The organism is Streptomyces sp. CB00316, from assembly GCF_001905595.1.
Lineage (GTDB): Bacteria > Actinomycetota > Actinomycetes > Streptomycetales > Streptomycetaceae > Streptomyces.
In genome coordinates this window covers 448,567-467,611 of the sequence record NZ_LIXI01000002.1, presented here as the reverse complement: position 1 = coordinate 467,611, position 19,045 = coordinate 448,567, and the positions used below count along the sequence as shown (strand labels likewise).

The window sequence follows — 19,045 nt, the reverse complement described above, 5'->3', positions numbered from 1 at the left end:
AGTTGTCTGGTTCCCGCCGGGGCCCGCGCCATACGTGGGATCAGAGCGGGACCACCGTCACCTCGGTCGCCTTCACGCCCGTCCAGACCTCCGTGCCGTCCGCGATGCGCAGCTCGGCCGCCGCCTGCGGGGTGATCTCCGCGACCAGGTCCGGCGCCCGGTCGGAGGTGATCAGCAGCCGCAGCCGGCTGCCGCCCGAGGTGATCTCGCGGACCGTGCCGGGCCAGACGTTGCGGGGGGAGCCGGTGGGCTTCTCGCGGTGTACGGAGACGGCTTCGGAGGCGATGACCGCGAGGGCCTCCGTGCCCGGGGCGAGGGGTTCGGCGACCACCAGGTGGCCGCCGCCCGCCAGGTCCAGGCCGTCGCTGGTGGCGGTGCCGGGCCAGGCGTTGCGGCCGAGCATCCGGGCCACCCAGGGGGAGCGGGGGTGGCGGGTCACCTCGGCGGGCGGCTCGTCCTGGCGGACCCGGCCGTCGTCCAGGACGAGGACCCGGTCGGCCAGGGAGACCGCCTCGACCGGGTCGTGCGTGACGATCAGGCAGACCCCGCCGAACTCCGCGAGGTGCCGGCGCAGGGTGTGCCGCACGTGGGCCCGGGTCGTCTGGTCGAGGGCGGCGAGCGGTTCGTCCAGCAGCAGGAGGCGCGGGCGGGCGGCCAACGCACGGGCCAGGGCGACGCGTTGGGCCTGGCCGCCGGAGAGCTGGCCGGGCTTGCGGTGGGCCAGGTGGCCGACGCCGAGCCGGTCCAGCCAGGACTGCGCCTCGCGCCGGGCCTCCGCGCGGGGGACGCCACGGGTGCGGAGCCCGTACGCCGTGTTGGTGAGGGCGCTCAGGTGCGGGAAGAGCGCGCCGTCCTGGGGCACCCAGGCGACGCCCCGGCGGTGCGGGGGCAGCTGCGTCACATCGCTTTCGCCCAGGCGCAGTTGGGCGTGGGCACGGGGGGTGAGGCCGAGGAGGGCGCGCAGGAGGGTGGTCTTGCCCGCGCCGTTGGGGCCGACGACCGCGATGGTGGTGCCGGGGGCCGCGTCCAGGGTGAGGCGGGTGAAGCCGGTGACGTCGGCATGCAGGGGCCAGCGCTCCCGCGGGACCGACTCACGTACGTACGAAGGGGGTTCGGGCAGGACGTCCGGACCCGTCGGCTCCTCGGGGCGCGGGGCGGACCGCTCGCGGCGGCCGCCCGGGGTGCCGGTCCACCGGCCGCGCAGCGAGATGAGCACGATCATGGCGATGGCCAGGAGCAGCAGGGAGACCGAGGTGGCGGCCTCCGGGGACTCCTGGAGCAGCAGATAGACCTGGAGCGGCAGGGTCTGCGTGGTGCCGGGGAGGTTCCCGGCGAAGGTGATGGTGGCGCCGAACTCACCGAGCGCCCGCGCCCAGGTGAGGGCCGCTCCGGCGATCAGCCCGGGGGCGACCATCGGCAGGGTCACGGTGAGGAACACCCGTACCGGCGAGGCTCCGAGCGAAGCGGCGGTCTCCTCGTACCGGGGGCGCAGACCGCCGAGCGCGCCCTCCAGCGAGACGACCAGGAACGGCATCGAGACGAACGTCGCCGCCAGCACCGCCCCCGAGGTGTGGAAGGGGAGCGTGATGCCGAAGGTGTCCTCCAGCCACGGTCCCAGCAGCCCGCGCCGCCCGAAGGCCAGCAGCAGCGCGACCCCGCCGACCGTGGGCGGCAGCACCATCGGCAGCAGCACCAGCGAGCGCACGAACGCCTTGCCGGGGAACGGCACACGGGCCAGCAGCCAGGCCAGCGGCACCCCGAACAGCAGGGAGAGCACGAGCGACCAGAGCGAGACCAGCAGGGAGAGCCGGAGCGCCTGGATGGTGGGCTCGGCGGTGAGGTGGGTGCCGAGTCCGCCCCAGGAGGTGCGGGCCAGGACGCCGACCAGCGGCAGCATCAGGAATGCCACGGCCAGCAGCGCGGGCACCGTCAGCAGGAGCGGGGCGCGCGCCCCGGGCGTGCGGCGGAGTGCCGGTCGTTTCATGGGTGTCCTCGTCGGGCGGCTCGAAGTGCGGTGCCGGCAGGCCCGTCGGACGGGCACGGGCCTGCCGGGAGCGGTGCGGTCACGGCTGCTGGAAGCCCGCGCCCCGGAGGATCCTCTGCGCGGCGGGCGTCGAGAGCCAGGCGACGAACGCGGCGGCGGCCTCGCTGTGCTTCGACCCTTTCAGTGTGGCGGCCGGGTAGGAGGCGACGGCGTTCTCCGCGTCCGGTATGTCGATCCCGTCGACCTTGTCGGGCGCGGTCTCGGCCTCCGTCCTGTAGACGAGCCCGGCGTCCGCCTCGCCCAGCTCGACCTTGCTGAGGACCGCGCGGACGTTGGGCTCCTGGGAGACCGGCTTCACCGCGATCTTCTGCGCGTCGAGGATCTGCCTGCTGTAGCGGCCCACCGGCACCTCGGGGGCGGCGAGGACGACCTTGAGCCCGGTGTCGGCGAGGTCCTTGAGGTTGCCGACCTTCTCCGGATTGCCCTCACCGACGGCGATGACGAGACGGTTCGTGGCGATGACCGTCGGGGTGCCGGTCTCGCCGGAGAGGCCGTCCATCGTCTTGGTGTCGGCGGTGACCAGGGCGTCGGCGGGGGCGCCCTGCTTGACCTGGGCGGCCAGTTCCTGGGAGCCCGCGAAGGAGAACGTGACCTTCGTGCCCGGGTTCTCCGTCTCGTACACCGCTCCCGCCATCGTGAAGACATCGGTCAGCGAGGAGGCGGCCAGCACGGTCAGGTCCGCCTTCGGGGCGCCCGCCGCGGAGCCGGAGGGCTTGGCGCTGCTGCCGCTGTCCTTGCCCGTGCCGGAGTCGTCGTTGCCGCAGGCGGCGATCGGGACGAGGAGGGCGGTCGTCAGGACGGCGGCGGCGCGGCGGGTGAGCAGGAGGGGCATGAGGGCGGGACTCCTTGGCTGCGAGCCCGGCCGGCGGGGTGCCGTCCGGGGCGGGGACGAGCTCGCGCGGGGCGCGGAGGAGGGTGGAGCGGGCAGCACTCGGCGCGCCCGGCCGTCGGTTGCTCCGGCCGGGTTCAGGCGCGGTCGATGTGCACGCTGGTCGACTTCACACGGGCGGTCGCCTGCATACCGACCTCAAGACCCAGCTCCTCGACCGCCTCCCGGGTCAGGAGCGAGACGAGCCGGTGCGGGCCCGCCTGGATCTCGACCTGGGCCGCGACGTCGCCGAGCTTCACCGCGGTGACGATGCCCGGGAAGGCGTTGCGCGCCGAGGTGTACGGCGTCTCCTCCTCGCCCGCGGCGCCTTGGCCGACCTCGATCGAGAAGGCGGCCAGCGCACGGCCGTCGATCAGTCGGCGGCCGGTCTCGTCGCGATGGGTCGCGACCCGGCCGGCATCCGCCCAGCGGCGGGCGGTGTCGGGGCTGACCCCGAGGAGGCGTGCTGCCTGACCGATTGTGTAGGACTGCATGCGCGACACGCTAGGCCAATCAGGCTCGCATCTACCATTCTCCGGACGATTGCCCACCGCAGATGCGTGCTTCTCGGAGAATCGTACGGAGTCCTGAGGTCCGGGGGTCGGAGGGTCCGGGGGGCCGGGTCCTCCGGCCGTCAGCCGCGTGGTCGGCATCTCGCCCTCGGTCCTCGTCACGTCGATCACGGAGAACGTGGCGCCCTGCGGGTCGGTGGCGGCCGCGCGGCCGAGGGGGCTGTCCATCGGGCCGAACTGCAGCAGCGCGCCCGGCTCGGTCGCCTTCGCCACCGCCGCGTCGCAGTCCGGGACGGTGAAGTACACCAGCGGCGAGGTGCTCATCACCGTAGAAGCTCTTCGCACCCTCCAGGTCGGCGAACACGGCGTACACGGCGTCCGCCCAACACGGGGTGCCTTCGGGTTCTACAGCCATGGCGGTGACCCTCTTCCCGGTCCTGGTACTCCGCCCTGGAGTCCTCTGCCAGCCGCGCCGGCCAGCTGCCCGCGGCTGCGCGCGCCAGGAGAACGGCCCATGCTATGCACTAGTGCATATTTCTTGTGCGCTAGTGCGTAAAAGGTTAGGGTCCCGTCATGTCTGCGCTTCCCCCTCGCCCCGTGACCCTGACCGGGCAGTACGTGACCCTCGTCCCGCTGACGGCCGACCACCTCGACGACCTCTTCGAGGCGGGCGGCAACGACGAGGAGGTGTGGCGCTGGCAGGGCGGCCCGGCTCCGCGGACCCGGGAGGAGCTGCTGACCCGGCTGGACGGCGTGCTCGCCGACGCCGAGCGCGGTGAGTACGTCCCGTTCGCGGTGATCCACCGGGCGAGCGGGCGTGCCGTCGGCTGGACCACGTACATGGACGTCTCGGTGCGCGACGAGCGGCTGGAGATCGGCTGGACCTGGTACGGCCGGGCGTACTGGCGCTCGGCGGTCAACACCGAGACGAAGCTGCTGTTGCTCGGCCACGCCTTCGAGGAACTGGGTATGGGGCGCGTGCAGCTGAAGACCGACCACCGCAACGAGCGCTCCCAGGCGGCCATCGCGCGCCTCGGCGCCAGCCGGGAGGGGGTGCTCCGGCGGCACCGGCTGCGGCCCGACGGGAGCTGGCGGGACAGCGTCTACTTCTCGCTGCTCGCCGACGAGTGGCCGGCCGCGAAGGCCCGGCTCACCGCCCGCCTCGCCGCGGGCTGAGCCGGGCCGGGCGGAACGTCGGGGGAGGGGCTACGGGCGGGCCGGGTGCCGGTACGGCCGTTCCTCGGCGGCGTAGTCCCCGCAGTCGGGGTTCCCGCAGGGGCCCGGGCGCCAGACGGGGACGAAGATCCCGAGGGTCTTGCGGCGCTGGATCTCGGAGGCGACGGGGTGCTTGCAGGTCGGGCACATGAAGGCGGCCCGCGGCTGTGTCTCACGCTCTTTGCCGGCCATTTACTTACGATAGGCCGGGCATCGCGCTTGGTAAAGACTTTCCGCGCGCTTTGCCCGGCCATTGCCCGCCTGCTTAGTCGGTGGGCTTACCGTCGGAGGGCTTCTCCGCACTCTCCGAACTCGCCGTACCGTCCGCACTCTCACCGGTGGCCGCGTGCGGCGGTGGGCGCCGGATACTGAGCACGATCGATACCGTCAGAATGACGACGATCACCGCCAGGCTGATCGGCGAGGGAATCTCCGGAATGGAGGTGCTGATCATCTTGTGCGAGGCCTGGAGAATGAGCTTGACGGCGATGAACGCCAGAATGATCGCCAGGCCGTTGCTCAGGTAGTGGAAGCGGTCCAGAAGTCCCGCCAGCAAGAAGTAGAGCGCTCGCAGTCCGAGGATGGCGAACGCGTTGCTGGTGTAGACGATGAACGCGTCGTCGCTGACCGCCAGTACAGCGGGCACGCTGTCGACGGCGAAGAGCAGGTCGGCCGCCTCGATCGCGGCGACCACCGCGAGCAGCGGTGTGGCGACCCGCTTCCCCTCCTCCTTGATGACGAAGTGCGTTCCCGCGTACTCGTCCCGGACGGGCATGATCTTTCGCAGAATCCGCACCGCGAAACTCTTGCCCGGATCGAAGCTCTCCTCCTCGCCCTTGAGGATTTTGTAGGCGCTGTAGAAAAGGATCGCCGCGAAGAGAAACAGCACGAAGGTGAAGCGGTTCACCACCGCGACGCCGGCCGTCAGGAAGATCGCGCGGAACACCAGAGCGCCGATGACGCCGAAGAACAGCACCCGGTGCTGGTATTCCCGGGGAACCTTGAAATAGGCGAAGATCAGCGCGAAGACGAAGAGGTTGTCGACCGAAAGGCTCTTCTCCAGAAGCCAGGCTGTCGTGTATTCCGTCCCCGCGGTCGTCCCGAGGACGAAGAAGACCACACCGCCGAAGATGAGCGCGAGGCTCACCCACAGCACACTCCACCAGGCCGCTTCCTTGAAGCCGATGACATGCGCCTTGCGGTGGGCAAGCAAGTCGACTGCGAGGGAGACGACCACCGTTACGGCGAACGCCACCCAGAGCCACACCGGTACATCCACGCCCGAGACCTCCCCTGTCGATTGTTACGAGTGTGACGTGTTTGACCCAGGAGTGCGAGGGGGTGTGCGCCGACCGGCTGCCGCGCCGAGGCCATCAGCACCGCGTCGAGGAACGAGGGATCGGCCATCCGAGTGGCGGCCGCATAGGAGTTGAGCAGGGCTTTCGTCACCCGCAGGGCCGCCTCGGGGCGGCCCACGACGGCTTCGCCCAGGCCTGGACGGCCTGATCCAATTCGTCTTCCGGAACGACCCGCTGGAGGACGGAGAGCGCGTGCGCCTCGGCGGCGTCGAACGCCCGTCCGGTCAGGATCAGTTCCCGGACCCGGGCCGCGCCGACCTCATGGATCAGCCGGGCCGGCAGCCCGTCCGGGCGATGGGCGGCCCGAGCGCCGGCTCCGGCAGCCGGCGGTGTCCGCGCCGACCCGCAGATCGCAGGCGTGGGCGAACGCGAGGCCCGCACCGATGGCCTTGTCCTGGAGCCGGGCGATGGTGACGGCCCGATTCCCGGAGACCGCCTCGCAGACCCGGCGGGCCCTCTTCCCGGCGACCCGGATGCCACGGCCGGTCGGGTCCTCCTCCAGTCGGTCGGAGAACTCGACGCGGACGACGTCACCCATCGTCCGCGCTCCGCGAGTGTTCCGTATGGATCGGCCTGTCCTTCAGGTGCACCGAGCCGCCGGAGCAGACCGCATTGTCGGCCCGTGAGTCACGCGGACGACGGCGCGTCAGACGCGGAAGACGTCCAGGAACGAACTCCACCAGCCCTTGGACTTCTTGGCCGGCTCCGCAGCGTGACGACCGGCGGTACCCGGTTGGGGCGCCGCGCTCCGGTACGGGTCGGGCAGCTGCGCCGAGGTCTGCGCCGGGGGCTGGGTGCCGCCCGCGGTGCGGCGGGCGGCGGTCGGGGTGAACCGTACGGGCAGGGCGATCAGGGCCCGGTGGAAGGGGCCGGGGCGCCATCCGACGCCCGAGGCCGGGACGGCCAGCGAGAGGTCGGGCACCGTGTTGAGGATCTTCTCGATCGCGGTCAGCGCGATGAGCGTGGCGGGCGACTTGGCCGGGCAGACGTGCGGGCCCGCGCCCCAGGCCAGGTGGGCCCCCTTGCTCAGGGTCTGGCGGGCGTCGGTGAGGGACGGGTCACTGTTCGCGGCGGCGAAGCTGATCAGCACCGGGGTCTCCGCCTTCAGCACCACCCCGTCCAGCTCGATGTCCCGCACCGGGTAGTGCGTCGCGTAGTTGGCGATCGGCGGGTTGTTCCACAGGACGTCGTCCAGCGCGTCCTCGACGAGCATCCCCGAACCGCGCCGCTCGGGCCCGCCCGGCTGGTCACCGGCGAGCATCAGCAGCAGCGCGTTGGCGATGAGATTGCGCTCCGGCTCCACACCGGCTCCCATCAGCATCACCAGCTGGTCCTTCAGCTCCTCGTCCCGCAGCCCCGCCGGGTGCTGGATCAGCCAGGAGGTGATGTCCTCACCGGGCTGACGCCGCTTGAGCGCGACCAGCTCCATCAGGCACTCCGTCAGCTCCGCGTTGGCGCGCAGCACGTCCTCGCCGTCGAAGATGGCGGACATCGACCGGGTCAGCCGGTCACCGATGTCGCCGGGGCAGCCGAAGAGCTGGTTGAACAGCAGCAGCGGCAGGAGCTTGGCGTACTCGTTGAGCAGGTCGGCGGTGCCGCGCTCGATGAACTGGTCGATCAGATAGTCGGCGATCCGTTCGACGTCCCGGCTCAGCCTGCTGCTGTTGAGCCGCGCCAGCGACTCGGTGACCGCCTTGCGCAGCCGCAGGTGCTCGGCGCCGTCGGTGAACAGGCAGTTGGGCCGGTACATCATCATCGGCAGCACCGGGCTGTCCATCGGTACGGCGCCCTCGCGCAGCGCCGCCCAGCGCCGTGAGTCCCGTGCGAACAGCGCCGGGTTCTGGAGCACCCGCAGCGCCGCCTCGTGCTGCACGATCAGCGTGGCGTCCACCCCGGGCGCCAGCTCGATCGGGGCTGCGGGGCCGTGCGCCCGGATCGCGTCGTACGCGCGGTGCGGGTCTGCGGCGAACTCCGGCCCGTACAGCGAGGTCTGCTGCTGGCTCATGGGGCACCCGGCGGGGGCGCTGTACGGGGTGGCTCCCGGCGACGGGTCCATGTTCGGCTTCCTCGGTGTGATCGCGGGGCCCGGTCGGCCCCGGCTTCGGGATACGGGAGGGGAGGCGGGGCGTCAGGCGGCGTGCGCGAGGAGGTGACGTACGAGCGTGATCAAGGCCTGCGCGGAGGACTTCTGGTCCCGGGCGTCGCAGTAGACCACCGGCGTGGACGGCAGCAGGTCGAGCGCCTCGCGCAGTTCGTCCTCGGCGTGCTGCGAGTACGGGTCGAAACTGTTGACGGCGACGGCGTAGTCCAGCCCGTACGTCTCGACCAGGTCGATCACCGGGAAGGTGTCGGCCAGCCGCGCCGGGTCGACCAGGAGGAGCGCGCCGAGCGAACCGCGCGCCATGTCCTCCCACAGCTCCACGAACCGCTGCTGCCCCGGCGTACCGAACAGGTAGAGCACCAGCTCGTCGCTGAGGGTCAGGCGCCCGAAGTCCAGGGCGACCGTGGTCGTCTTCTTGTCGGGCGCCCCGCGCAGGTCGTCGACCTGGGCCGCGGCCTGGGTCATCCGCTCCTCGGTGCGCAGCGGGGTGATCTCGGAGAGCGTGCCGATCAGGGTCGTCTTGCCCACGGCGAAGTGCCCGACGACGAGGATCTTCGCCGCGCGCTGGACCGCGTCCGGCACATAGATGCTCTCAGCCGAACCGGACTTGGAGTCCATGCAACACCTCTTCGAGGATCTTTCTGTCGACGAGCTGGGCCGGTGGCGGCGCCTTGCGGCGCAGCAGGTGTCCCTGCTGGTTTAAGTCCTGGAGCAGCAGCCGGGCCACGCCGACGGGCAGGCCGAGATGCCCGGCGACCTCGGCCACCGAGAGGTAGCCGCCGGAACACAGCTCCCAGATCGACTTGACCTCGGGGCTCGGGTTGGGCGGCGGCTGCCGGTCGGGGGCGAGGGTGACCAGCGTGACGAGGGAGAGGTCCTCCGCGTCGGGCAGCCCCCGTCCCCCGGTGATGACGTAGGACCGGACGAACCCGCTGCTGACGCTGGACTCCTCGCCCGGTGCGCTCATATCTCGCTGCCCGCGTTCTCGCGGGGCGGCGTGGTCATCGCCTTCCCCAGCGCGGTGACCTGCTGCTGCATACGGAAGGACATCGCCTCCATGTCCACGTCGGCGGCGGCGGTGGCGGCGAGATAGGCGCCGGTGCCGGCGGCGATGAGGAAGATCCAGCCGTCCTCGTACTCCAGGAGTGTCTGCCGCCAGCGGCCAGGGCTGCGGGTGCCGATGAAGGGGGCGACGGCCCGGCTGAGGGACTGCATGGAGCTCATGGCCGCGGCGACGGTCTCGGCGTCGTCCCGGCCGATCTCGCTGGAGTTGGCGAGCAGCAAGCCGTCGGCGGATACGAGGATCGCGTGCCGGGCTCCGGGTACCTGGAGCACATCGTTGAGTACCCAGGACAGATCGGGGTTCACTGGATCTCGGATCCTTCCGTGGTCGTCGTCGTGTCCCGCCCGGAGCGGGTGCCGCGCTGGAACGCGCCCAGGCGGGAGGCGGTCTCCTCGTTGCTGCGGACCGGCTGCGGGGTGGCCGGGGGCACCGCGGAGACCGGGCTCTTGCGACGACGCTTGGGCAGCCCGCCGGAGGTGGTGGTGATCTGGGCGAGCTGCTGCGTCGCGGTGTCCTGGCGCTGGGCCGCCGGCGGGAAGAGCGGGGTGGGCGCGGGGGCCTGCTGCCACTGGTCCGGCTGCGGGGCGGCCTGCGGCTGCTGGCTTCCGTACGCCTGGGGCGCCTCGGATGTCTCAGCGGGTGCGGCGGACTGCGGCACCTCCGTGGTGAGCAGTTCGTCGGGGATCAGTACCACCGCGCGTACGCCTCCATAGGGGGAAACGGAGTCCACCGAGACCCGGAACCCGTAGCGGGCGGCGAGCATCCCGGAGACGGCGAACCCGAACTGCGGCGGGATGCCCAGGCTGGAGACACTGATCGCCGCCTGGGGGGTCAGGAGGGCCGCCGCGCGGTCCTTCTCCTCCTGGCCCATGCCGAGACCGGCGTCGTCGACGATGAGGCAGACGCCCGTCGGCACGGCCTGGATGTTGATCTCCACCGGGGTGCCGGGGGCGGAGTAGTTGGTGGCGTTGGCGAGCAGCTCGGCGAGGACCACCGCGACCGGCTCGACGGCCCGGCTGACGACCGAGAAGTTCACCTGGCCGTTGACCCGGACCCGGTCGAAATGGCGGATACGGCCCTGGGCGCTGCGGGCCACGTCGAAGACGGAGGCCACGGTCTCGCGCCGGCCGAGCCAGCCGCCGCAGAGCACCGCGATGCCCTGGGCACGCCGGCCGAACTGGCTGTTGGCGTGGTCCATGGCCATCAGGTCGGCGAGGATCCCGGGGTCGTCGCCGTACTTGCGCTGGGCCTTCTCGATCACGACCTGCTGCTCGTCGGCGAGGCCCTGGAGGGTGCGGACGGCCGCCTTGAGGACCGCCTTGGTCTCCTCCTCGGCGTCCTTGCGGACCTCGGCGAGCTCGGAGGCCTGCCGCTGGAGGAGCCCGTTGTGGACGACGTGGAGCTCGTCCCGCTGGCGCAGGAGCGTGCCGCTCTCCGCGCTCAGCTCGGCGTTGCGTCTGCGCAGTTTGATGTTGGTCGCGCGAGCCCGCAGGACGGCACCCACGGCGACCAGTGCTACGACAACCAGCGCCCAGATGACGGGGCCCTGTGGAAATGTCATGAGACTCACTTCAAGTGCCATGGCTGGAAACGGCTTGACACCCCGTCATGCGGCACGCGATCAGGGCTCGTTCGCCACGACCGTGCGCCGCTTCGGGAGGTGCCCCTCCGAAGGTGGGGCCGAGGAATTCATCCCTCCCGGAATGCCCCCATACGCCATCAGCCCACTGGAAGTAAGATGATCTTATCACCGGCCGCACGACGAAATGTCAAGCTCGCCAGGCCAGTTGCCACTCGACGCAGAACGTTCACATTGCGGAGACGTGGAGGAGGGCGTTCCGGCTGGATTCCCCTCATGAGGCGGTGGGTTGGGGGTGAGCGGTGCAGCGCTCCATCGCATACGGCGCCGCGAGCCGGGTGGCCGGGGTGATCGGGGCTTGCGACCGGGGCGCCCCAGGGCTCGATCGCCGCCGGACCGCTCTTGGTACGTTGAGGAATCGAACGTACGAGGCGTAGCTCACGGGGGAGGAAGCCTTCATGGCTTGGGACGAGTGGGAGCAGCTGAAGAGCCAGGCGGCCATGCAGCTCAACCAGGTTCCCGACGAAGGCGGCGGGGTGGCGCCGGGCGGCGACCTCAAGGTCAGCCAGAAGGATCTGGCGGCCGTGGGGGACAGCGCCTTCAAGCTCTTCGAGAGGCTGGGCAAGGACGGGCGTGACGCCTGGTCCGTTAGTCAGACCGCGGCCAAGGACCTGACGACCCAGGGCTTCGCGCTCGGCGGCGGGCTCGACCACGTACAGAAGAGGTGGGAGAAGCAGCTGACCTCGCTGCTGGACGCGTGCGCACACATCTCCAACCACATGGACTACACCAAGAACGCCCATGCCGGGGACGAGTACCACATCTACTCCACCGTGAGCAGCATCTCCACCTTGGACGAGGGATTCACCGAGAGGACCCAGCGTTGATGGACCTCGAAACCCTGCGTCACGGCAACTTCGCCGAGCTCAACGAGGCCATCACCGCCTGGAAAGGCGTGGTCGACAAACTCAAGGCGCTGGAGACCGACGCCCGCGACGACCTCAAGGCCAAGGCGGACAAGGCGAACTGGGCCGGGCTGAACGCCTCGGTCTCCCGGGAGTTCATCACCAAGACGGCGGGGGAGTTCAGCGACGCTCATACGCAGGCGACGACGATCCACAACGTTCTCAAGGACACTCGCGACGAACTCGTGGAGTACAAGACCGAGCTGGACCAGGCGCTGGAGCGGGGCCGGAAGAAGAACATCACGGTGGCGTCCACCGGCAACGGCGGTTTCACCGTCACGATGGTCATTCACCCCGACCGGGCGGCCAAGGGCACCCAGGTCGCGGACCACTCGCAGCAGGACGTGGACCATCTACGGGACGACGTACAGCGGATCCTGAACCGGGCCACCGAGAGCGACACGAGCGCGGCGAAGGTCCTGAAGGCCATCGCCGACCAGGCCGAGGTGGGCTTCTCCGGTGCCCAGTACAAGGATCGCGACTCCGCGGCCGACGCACTGAAGAAGGCGGAGGAGGCGGCGAAGCTCATCAAGGAGAAGGGTGACGAGATGACGCCCGCCGAGTTTCAGAAGCTCAACTCCACGCTCGGTGCGTACAAGAACGACCCCTTGTTCCAGGAGAAGTTCGCCACCACGCTCGGTCCGAAGGGCGTGCTGGAGTTCTGGGCGGACCTCACCGAGGTCTCCTCCCCGAACGACCTGGCCCGCACGCAGCTGAACCAGCTCGGCGACTTCCAGAAGAACCTCGGCCTCACCATCGCCGGCGCCACCCAGTCGGACAGCCCTGCCATGCGCGCGTGGGAGAACGACATGGTGAAGCTCGCGGGCGAGCGGTACCAGACCCGGGGCTCGCAGGTATGGGGCTACCAGCTGATGAGCAACCTCATGCGGGTCGGGGACTACGACGACAAGTTCCTCAACAAGTACGGCAATGCGCTGGTCGAGACCGAGAAGAAGATGAAGCTTCCCGGGAACTTCTGGTCCGGCGGTGTCGGCGGCCCGAACACGCCGAAGATGAACTTCATGAGCGACGAGGACTTCGGCCGCGATCCGATGACCGGCTTCATGACGGCGCTCGCGAACAGCCCGGACGCGTCGACGGAGTTCTTCAACGCCAAGGAGCCGCAGGACAACGCGGAGTGGGTGCTCAAGAAGCGCACGTCCTTCGACGACACGCCGCTGGACGATGGGCCCAATCCGGCGCTGGAGGCGACGGGCAAGGCTATGTTCGCGGCGGTCTCGGGCGTCAGTGACCCGGGCGCCGAGGGTGTGGAGTTTCAGGAGCACACTCCGGAACAGACCGATGCCATGAAGCGCTCACTCGCGTTCCTCGCGCAGACCGAGAACGATTTCCCGGCGGAAATGCGCGACGACATGGCCAGGGCCATGGGCAACCACGGTGAGGCCGTCCATAAATCCATGAGTGACCCGCTCGGGTCCAATGGCCTTGATTCCGGTCAGCTCATGGAAGTGAGCAAGCAGATCTCCCGTAACAAGGACAGCTACGGTCTGCTCAACGAGCAGATGAACTTCGCCATCCTGGCGGACATCCACACGGAGAAGGCGCATCCCGAGGACAGCCTCAGCAAGGCCGGCCGGACCATCGGGTTCCTCGAGGAAGCCAGGTACCAGGCGACCAACGACAAGAAGGACGGCGACCTCACCGACGCCACGTGGAAGAAGACGTGGACCTACCACCTTGTGGGCGGTGCCCTCACGCCGCTCGGCGGGGGCGTCATCGGCGACCCCCTGCAGCGAGGCGTCGACGCCATTACGACGGCTTGGCTCCAGGACAAGTCCAATGAGATCAACGCAACCGCGAAGGCGGAACATAAGGAGACCTACGCAAGTCGGAACGGCCAGCTTCGGGCCATTGCCGATGAGTGGTACAAGGTGAACTCCGACTGGGCCGAGGACCCGACGCACGAGGGGTACTCGAAGAATCACGGTGTCTACGACTCCATCGGGGCGTCCGCCAACGACGGAAATAGGAAGGCCGAAGGGGTTGTGGGAGACCAGTGATGAAGAAAGGCTTCCGAGCAGGCGCCGCAGTGGCTCTCCTCGGGTTGTCTCTGCTCACCTCGGGTTGCGGGTCGTCACGTGAGTACGCGATACCGAAGGATGTATGCGGCGTCCCGGTGGGGGAGAAGGAGCTGTCCGCTCTTCTTCCCGACGGTGACAAGCTCGAGGTGACCGATACGTCCATCGTCACGAAGAGCGGAAGCAACTGCGACGTGAGCGTGGACGACTTTCCGGCGGTCTCTCTCACCGTGGAACAGGTCGACAAGTTCTACGATCCGATGAGCAAGCACGAAAGCTTCCGGTTCACGAACCGGAAGAAGATGGCGCCCTTGCCGTTCGACGGTTCCGGTGCGATGGGCGACAACAACATCATGATCAGCACCTCGTGTGGCCTGCCGCAGGCCGATCACCTGGTCGTGCTTCTCATCGCGCGCGACAAGAGCGGGGAAGACGTGACCGATCACCGGAGCGACATGGAGGCGTTCATGGTCGACTTCGTCCCCAGGGTGAAGAGGGCGATGGCCTGCACCACCTGACCGGGAGGTCTCTCCGCGCTCAGCCGGACACGGGGGTGAAGCGGAGCGGCAGCGTCTTCGGTCCGCGGGTGAAGACGCCGTGCTCCACCGGGTCGAAGCCGTCGGCGACCCGCAGGTCGGGCATGGCGTTCAGCAGGTGGCCGACGCCGATTTCGACTTCCGCCCTGGCCAGCAGGGCGCCGACGCAGAAGTGGCGGCCGAGGGCGAAGGCGAGGTGGTCGGCCGCCGCCGAGAAGGCGGTCGTGGTGGTCAGGTCGGTGCGGAAGATGTCGAAGGTGTCGGGGGCGCGGTAGCGGCTCTCGTCGCGGTTGGCGGCGCCGATCAGGCAGGTGACGGTGGCTCCCGCGGGTACGGTGCCGCCGCTGAGCTCCACGTCCGTCGCCGCCTGTCGCATGATCATGTGGACCGGCGGGGTGTAGCGCAGCGTCTCGGCGAACGCCTGGGGGATCAGGGAGTGATCGGCGCGGACCGCCTCCAACTGCTCAGGGTGGAGGAGGAGGTTGGCGAAGATGCCGGCGATCGCCTTGTCGGTGGTCTCACCGCCGGCGGCGAGCAGCAGGCTGCAGAAGGCCTTGATGTCCTCGTCGCTCATCCGGACGCCGTCGACCTCGGCGGTGCACAGCGTGGACAGCAGGTCGTCGCCCGGATTCCTCCGCCGTTCCCGGATGATCGGCAGCATGTACTCGGCGAACTCGACACGCGTCCGCTCACCCGCCTCGGCGACCTCCGGATCGCCCGACAGGTTGCCGAGAAAGGCGATGACGGCCGTGTACCAGCGGTGGAATCGCGCGTGGTCGGCCGTGTCGAGACCCAGCATGTCCGCGATCACATTGACCGGGTAACGGCTCGCATAGTCGGCGACCAGGTCGACCGAACCGGAGGCGCGGAAATCATCGATCAGCTCGCGTGAATTCCGTTCGATGACGGGTAAGAACTTTTCCCGCAGGTCGCTGCCCCGGAAGGCGGGAGCCACCAGGGCCCGGCGCACGGCGTGCTCGCCTCCGCTGAGCTGGAGGATCGTCCGTCCGTGTACGGGTTCGATCTGCCAGTCGTAGTTCTCGGTGGTGAACTCGCCCTTCTTGTCCTTGAAGACGTACGCCACATCTTCGTAGCGCGAGATCACATAACTCCCCGTGGCCTCGTGTCGGAAGAGGGGGAACGCGTCGCGCATCAGGCGGTACGCCTGATAGGGATTCGCCTCGAAATCGGGTGACAGGATGTCTGGCACCTGGTGTGCGGTGGGCATACACACTCCCTCAAGAAGACGCTTGCGCGCGTGCGCGCCACGACTCCACCCTGCCACAACGGGCTGACTGCGGTGCTGAGTTGATCGGTTGCGCTGGGGCCCGGGCGCGGTGCTCCTCGCGCCGCGTCGCTGTCCTGCTCAGGCGGGCCCGACGGTGGAGGCCCGCGTCTCCAGTGCCCAGGCGTGGCGGCGCACGGTGTCGGGGGGCGTGCGGCCCGCGAGGATGTCGCAGAGCAGCTCGGCGCAGGCGCGCCCGTACGCGGCGGGGCGCAGGTCGACCGCGGTGACGGGCGGCTCGGCGGAGCGGGTGGCGGTGCCGTCCACGCAGGAGGCGACGAGGAGGGGGGTACGGGTACGGGGGTGGGCGCCGGTCTCGCCGACCGTACGGCGAGGGGTGCCGGTCCGGGGGGTGCTGGTCTCGCCGACCGTACGGCCGGAGGGGGTGCCGACCGTACGGCCCGAGGCGCTGCCGACCGTACGGCCCAGAGTCGCCGCCGCCCGAAGGACGCCCGGGGCCGCGCCGTCCGGGGCGCAGATCACCGCGTCCACCGCCGGGTCCGCCCGCAGCAGGGCGAGCGTCGTCTGCTCGGCCTCGCCCGGCGTGGCGGCGAACGGCACGGTCCGCAGCGCCACGTCCACCCGGCGCTCCTGACCCCAGGAGGCGGCGGTGGCCCGCAGGGCGGTGGCCCAGGCGGAGGTGCCCGCGGGTGCCAGGACGGCGGGGCGGCGGGCGCCGCGTTCGGTGACGTGGTCCAGGAGCGCGGTGAGGGAGGCGGCGTTGTCGCAGATCACGGCGCCGGTGGGGGTGGCGGTGGGGCCGAGGTAGCGCTCCCCGGTCACCACCGGAACCCCCGCGTCCAGCAGCCCCGGCACGGCGCTGTCGTCCACCTCGGGGTCGATCACCAGCAGCCCGTCGACCCGCGAGGCGACCGGTCCGCTCGTGCCACCCGGGCCCGCCACGGCGCCCGCGGTGCTCGCCGGGGCGAGGAGGACCACGTCGAGGCCTTCCTCCTGGGCGCGTGCGACGGCCCCGAAGGCGAGGTTCATGTAGTAATCCAGCCGGGTCGCGGTCTGGGGCAGGTGCAGTCCGATGGCCCCGGTGCTGGAGCGGCGGAGCCGCCGCGCCGCGCTGTTGGGCCGGTAGCCGAGCTCCTCCGCCACCGCGCGGACCCGGTCCCTGGTCGCGCGCGCGACGCGGCCCGAGCCCTGGAGGGCGTCGGAGGCGGTGCTCTTGGAGACCCCGGCGGCGCGGGCTACGTCGAGCAGGGTCACGGTCCGGGAGGTCACGGGGGTGAAGTCTAGACGGTGGTGATCGTGCGAGGTGATGGGTTGCCGGAACGTTCCGGCACGGTTAGATTCGGTCCCTGCCGGAACGTTCCGGCAATCCTCCGCCCCGTGCCTGCCCCCGGCCCCTCCCCCCCCCTGGAACTGGTCATGCGCCTGATCACCGCGTACAACCCGCCCGCCTCCCCGACCCGGACCCGCCCCGCCGAGCGCGCCCCCCTGCGCGTCGCGGCCGTCCAGCAGCGGTGGCACCGCGACCCCGCCGAGCACCGCGCCGCCCTGCGGGAGGGCATCCGCCTCGCCGCGGCCGAGGGGGCGCGGGTGGTCTGCCTCCAGGAGCTGACGCTCTCGCCGTACTTCGCGGTCGTCCGCCGCGCCGACCACCCCGCGCCGGCCGAGCCGGAGGAGCTGCTCACCGGTCCCACCTTCACCTTCGCCGCCGAGGCCGCCCGCGAGCACGGCCTCCACGTCCACGCCTCCCTGTACGAGAAGGCCCCGGCGCCCGACGGCCAGGACGACGGCCTCGGCTACAACACCGCGATCCTCGTCGCCCCCGACGGCACCCTCGCCCAGCGCACCCGCAAGACCCACATCCCGGTCACCGAGGGGTATTACGAGGACGACTGGTTCCGCGCCGGCCCGGCGGGCGACGACGCCTTCCCGCTGGTCACGGTCGACGAGGCCCGCTTCGGCCTGCCGACCTGCTGGGACCAGTGGTTCCCGGAGCTGGCGCGCGCCTACTCGCTGGCCGGTGCCGACGTCCTCGTCTACCCGACCGCCATCGGCTCCGAGCCCGGCTTCCCCGGCTTCGACTCCCAGCCGCTGTGGCAGAAGGTGATCACCGGCAACGCCATCGCCAACGCCACCTTCATGATCGTTCCCAACCGGATCGGCGCCGAGAACGGGCTCACCTTCTACGGCAGCTCCTTCATCGTCGACCCGTACGGCCGCGTCCTGGCCCAGGCCCCGCGCGACGAGCCGGCCGTCCTGGTCGCGGACCTCGATCTCGACGCCCGCCGCGACTGGCTGGAGCTGTTCCCGTTCCTGACCACCCGCCGCCCGGACGCGTACGGTCCGCTCACGGTGACGGACTGAGGTGTTCTGACGGGCCCTGGGGACTGGCGGACTGACGGGCTCGGGGGCCGGCGGACTGACAGGCCCGGGAGACCGACGGCCCTGGGGGCCTCCTCAGCTTCGGGGCTCGGCGGGCCTCAGGGCGGATCGGCGGGATGATCCCATGGCCCGGAGGCACGCCGAGCGGAGATCATTCAGACATGACTTCCACGAGCTCCGCGAGCACCACAGCCCCGATCACCGCGGCCGCGTCCGGCCGTTGGACCCTCGGCGATCTGCCGGTCAACCGCGTCGGCTTCGGCACGATGCGGTTGCCGCAGACCGGCGGGGCGCTCGTGCCCGACGCCGTCCCCCGCGACCGCCAAGCCGCCCTGGCCGTCCTGCGCCGGGCCGTCGATCTCGGCGTGAACCACATCGACACCGCCGCCTTCTACTTCTCCCCGCTGCGCTCGGCCAACGAGCTGATCAACAGTGCCCTCGCCCCGTACGCGGACGACCTCGTGATCACCACCAAGGTCGGCCCGGCCCGGGACCTCACGGGCGAGTGGGCGGCCCACGCCCGCACCCCCGAGGCGCTGCGCGGCCAGGTCGAGGAGAACCTCCGCCAACTCGGCCGCGACCACCTCGACGTGGTGAACCTGAGGATCGTCGGGACGGACTCGATCGCCGAGCGCTTCGGTGCTCTGGCCGAGTTGCGCCAGGCCGGGCTCATCCGCCACCTCGGCCTGTCCAACGTCACCCCCGCCCACCTCGCCGAGGCCCAGGCCATCGCCCCGGTGGTCTGCGTACAGAACCGGTACGGGATCGGCATGCGGTCGTCCGAGGACGACGCGTTCGTGCGGGACTGCGGCGAGCAGGGGATCGCGTTCGTGCCGTTCTACGCGATAGCCGCGGCCGGCGGCGAGGGCGGCGCGACCGGGGCCGAGCCCGCCGAGATCCTCACCGTCGCGCAGGCGCACGGGGTGAGCCCGGCGGAGGTCCGGCTGGCGTGGACCCTGCACCGGGGGCCGCACGTCCTGGCCATCCCCGGCACCGGTGACCTCGGCCACCTCGCCGCCAACGTGGCCGCCGGAGCCCTGCGGCTGTCCGAGGACGAGCTGGAGCTGCTGGAGACCTTGCACCGGAGCGCGGCGGCGACCGGCTGACCTCGCTTCCGCCGCGCGTCAACCGCCTTCGCGT

At 70.6% G+C, this 19,045-nt stretch carries 18 protein-coding genes and 2 pseudogenes; 6 read left to right on the top strand and 14 right to left on the bottom strand.

Features of this window, described 5'->3' with window-relative positions:
* Positions 1-40: 40 nt before the first annotated feature.
* The 4 genes and pseudogenes from AMK21_RS06145 to AMK21_RS35795 form a co-directional block, all read right to left on the bottom strand.
* Positions 41-1,984 carry an ABC transporter permease gene (locus AMK21_RS06145; RefSeq protein ID WP_073874942.1) on the bottom strand — a complete coding sequence of 648 codons (1,944 nt, stop codon included), beginning with the start codon at positions 1,982-1,984 and terminating at the stop codon, positions 41-43.
* 79 nt (positions 1,985-2,063) lie between these two features.
* Entirely contained in the window at positions 2,064-2,876 is an 813-nt protein-coding gene (modA, locus tag AMK21_RS06140; RefSeq protein WP_073874940.1) for a molybdate ABC transporter substrate-binding protein, read from the bottom strand.
* A 134-nt stretch (positions 2,877-3,010) separates the two neighbouring features.
* Positions 3,011-3,406 (bottom strand): TOBE domain-containing protein, encoded by a 396-nt coding sequence (locus AMK21_RS06135; protein ID WP_073875618.1) that lies wholly within the window; start codon positions 3,404-3,406, stop codon positions 3,011-3,013.
* 147 nt (positions 3,407-3,553) lie between these two features.
* Positions 3,554-3,730, bottom strand: a pseudogene (locus tag AMK21_RS35795) (VOC family protein); the annotation flags it as partial.
* A 267-nt stretch (positions 3,731-3,997) separates the two neighbouring features.
* Here AMK21_RS35795 and AMK21_RS06125 point away from each other — a divergent pair.
* Positions 3,998-4,600 (top strand): GNAT family N-acetyltransferase, encoded by a 603-nt coding sequence (locus AMK21_RS06125; RefSeq protein WP_073874938.1) that lies wholly within the window; start codon positions 3,998-4,000, stop codon positions 4,598-4,600.
* A gap of 30 nt (positions 4,601-4,630) precedes the next feature.
* On the opposite strand, the gene AMK21_RS06120 is transcribed toward AMK21_RS06125, so the two are convergent.
* From AMK21_RS06120 to AMK21_RS06085, 8 genes and pseudogenes are all read right to left on the bottom strand, one after another.
* Positions 4,631-4,831, bottom strand: a complete 201-nt coding sequence (locus AMK21_RS06120; protein ID WP_073874936.1) for a hypothetical protein — start codon at positions 4,829-4,831, stop codon at positions 4,631-4,633.
* A gap of 73 nt (positions 4,832-4,904) precedes the next feature.
* Positions 4,905-5,918, bottom strand: coding sequence for a TerC family protein (locus AMK21_RS06115; RefSeq protein WP_073874934.1), 1,014 nt, complete (start codon positions 5,916-5,918; stop codon positions 4,905-4,907).
* A 24-nt stretch (positions 5,919-5,942) separates the two neighbouring features.
* Positions 5,943-6,520: pseudogene (locus tag AMK21_RS06110) on the bottom strand (enoyl-CoA hydratase/isomerase family protein); the annotation flags it as partial.
* Between the two features lie 123 nt (positions 6,521-6,643).
* Positions 6,644-8,053 (bottom strand): cytochrome P450, encoded by a 1,410-nt coding sequence (locus tag AMK21_RS06105; RefSeq protein ID WP_079181085.1) that lies wholly within the window; start codon positions 8,051-8,053, stop codon positions 6,644-6,646.
* A 72-nt stretch (positions 8,054-8,125) separates the two neighbouring features.
* Positions 8,126-8,716, bottom strand: a complete 591-nt coding sequence (locus tag AMK21_RS06100; RefSeq protein WP_073874932.1) for a GTP-binding protein — start codon at positions 8,714-8,716, stop codon at positions 8,126-8,128.
* Positions 8,691-9,065: a DUF742 domain-containing protein gene (locus AMK21_RS06095; RefSeq protein ID WP_073874930.1), complete on the bottom strand. Its 375-nt coding sequence runs from the start codon at positions 9,063-9,065 to the stop codon at positions 8,691-8,693. Before AMK21_RS06095 ends, AMK21_RS06100 begins: the two co-directional genes overlap by 26 nt.
* Entirely contained in the window at positions 9,062-9,466 is a 405-nt protein-coding gene (locus AMK21_RS06090; RefSeq protein WP_073874928.1) for a roadblock/LC7 domain-containing protein, read from the bottom strand. The genes AMK21_RS06095 and AMK21_RS06090 overlap by 4 nt, the downstream gene beginning before the upstream one ends.
* Positions 9,463-10,722 (bottom strand): ATP-binding protein, encoded by a 1,260-nt coding sequence (locus AMK21_RS06085; protein WP_073874926.1) that lies wholly within the window; start codon positions 10,720-10,722, stop codon positions 9,463-9,465. The genes AMK21_RS06090 and AMK21_RS06085 overlap by 4 nt, the downstream gene beginning before the upstream one ends.
* Positions 10,723-11,198: 476 nt before the next feature.
* Between AMK21_RS06085 and AMK21_RS06080 the strand changes: the two genes are divergently transcribed.
* The 3 genes from AMK21_RS06080 to AMK21_RS06070 are packed head-to-tail and all read left to right on the top strand — an operon-like array spanning position 11,199 to position 14,262.
* Positions 11,199-11,627, top strand: coding sequence for a hypothetical protein (locus AMK21_RS06080; RefSeq protein ID WP_073874924.1), 429 nt, complete (start codon positions 11,199-11,201; stop codon positions 11,625-11,627).
* A complete protein-coding gene (locus tag AMK21_RS06075; protein ID WP_073874922.1) occupies positions 11,627-13,726 on the top strand; it encodes a hypothetical protein in 2,100 nt (699 codons plus the stop codon). Before AMK21_RS06080 ends, AMK21_RS06075 begins: the two co-directional genes overlap by 1 nt.
* Positions 13,726-14,262: a hypothetical protein gene (locus AMK21_RS06070; RefSeq protein WP_073874920.1), complete on the top strand. Its 537-nt coding sequence runs from the start codon at positions 13,726-13,728 to the stop codon at positions 14,260-14,262. The genes AMK21_RS06075 and AMK21_RS06070 overlap by 1 nt, the downstream gene beginning before the upstream one ends.
* Positions 14,263-14,281: 19 nt before the next feature.
* Here AMK21_RS06070 and AMK21_RS06065 read toward each other — a convergent pair whose 3' ends face one another.
* Together AMK21_RS06065 and AMK21_RS06060 are read right to left on the bottom strand one after the other, a co-directional pair.
* Positions 14,282-15,508 (bottom strand): cytochrome P450, encoded by a 1,227-nt coding sequence (locus AMK21_RS06065; protein ID WP_073874918.1) that lies wholly within the window; start codon positions 15,506-15,508, stop codon positions 14,282-14,284.
* A gap of 138 nt (positions 15,509-15,646) precedes the next feature.
* Entirely contained in the window at positions 15,647-16,795 is a 1,149-nt protein-coding gene (locus AMK21_RS06060) for a LacI family DNA-binding transcriptional regulator (RefSeq protein ID WP_073874916.1), read from the bottom strand.
* Positions 16,796-16,942: 147 nt separating this feature from the next.
* On the opposite strand from AMK21_RS06060, the gene AMK21_RS06055 reads away from it, so the two are divergent.
* Positions 16,943-17,887 carry a carbon-nitrogen hydrolase gene (locus AMK21_RS06055; protein WP_073874914.1) on the top strand — a complete coding sequence of 315 codons (945 nt, stop codon included), beginning with the start codon at positions 16,943-16,945 and terminating at the stop codon, positions 17,885-17,887.
* Between the two features lie 179 nt (positions 17,888-18,066).
* Positions 18,067-19,011 carry an oxidoreductase gene (locus tag AMK21_RS06050; RefSeq protein ID WP_073874912.1) on the top strand — a complete coding sequence of 315 codons (945 nt, stop codon included), beginning with the start codon at positions 18,067-18,069 and terminating at the stop codon, positions 19,009-19,011.
* Positions 19,012-19,045: the final 34 nt, after the last annotated feature.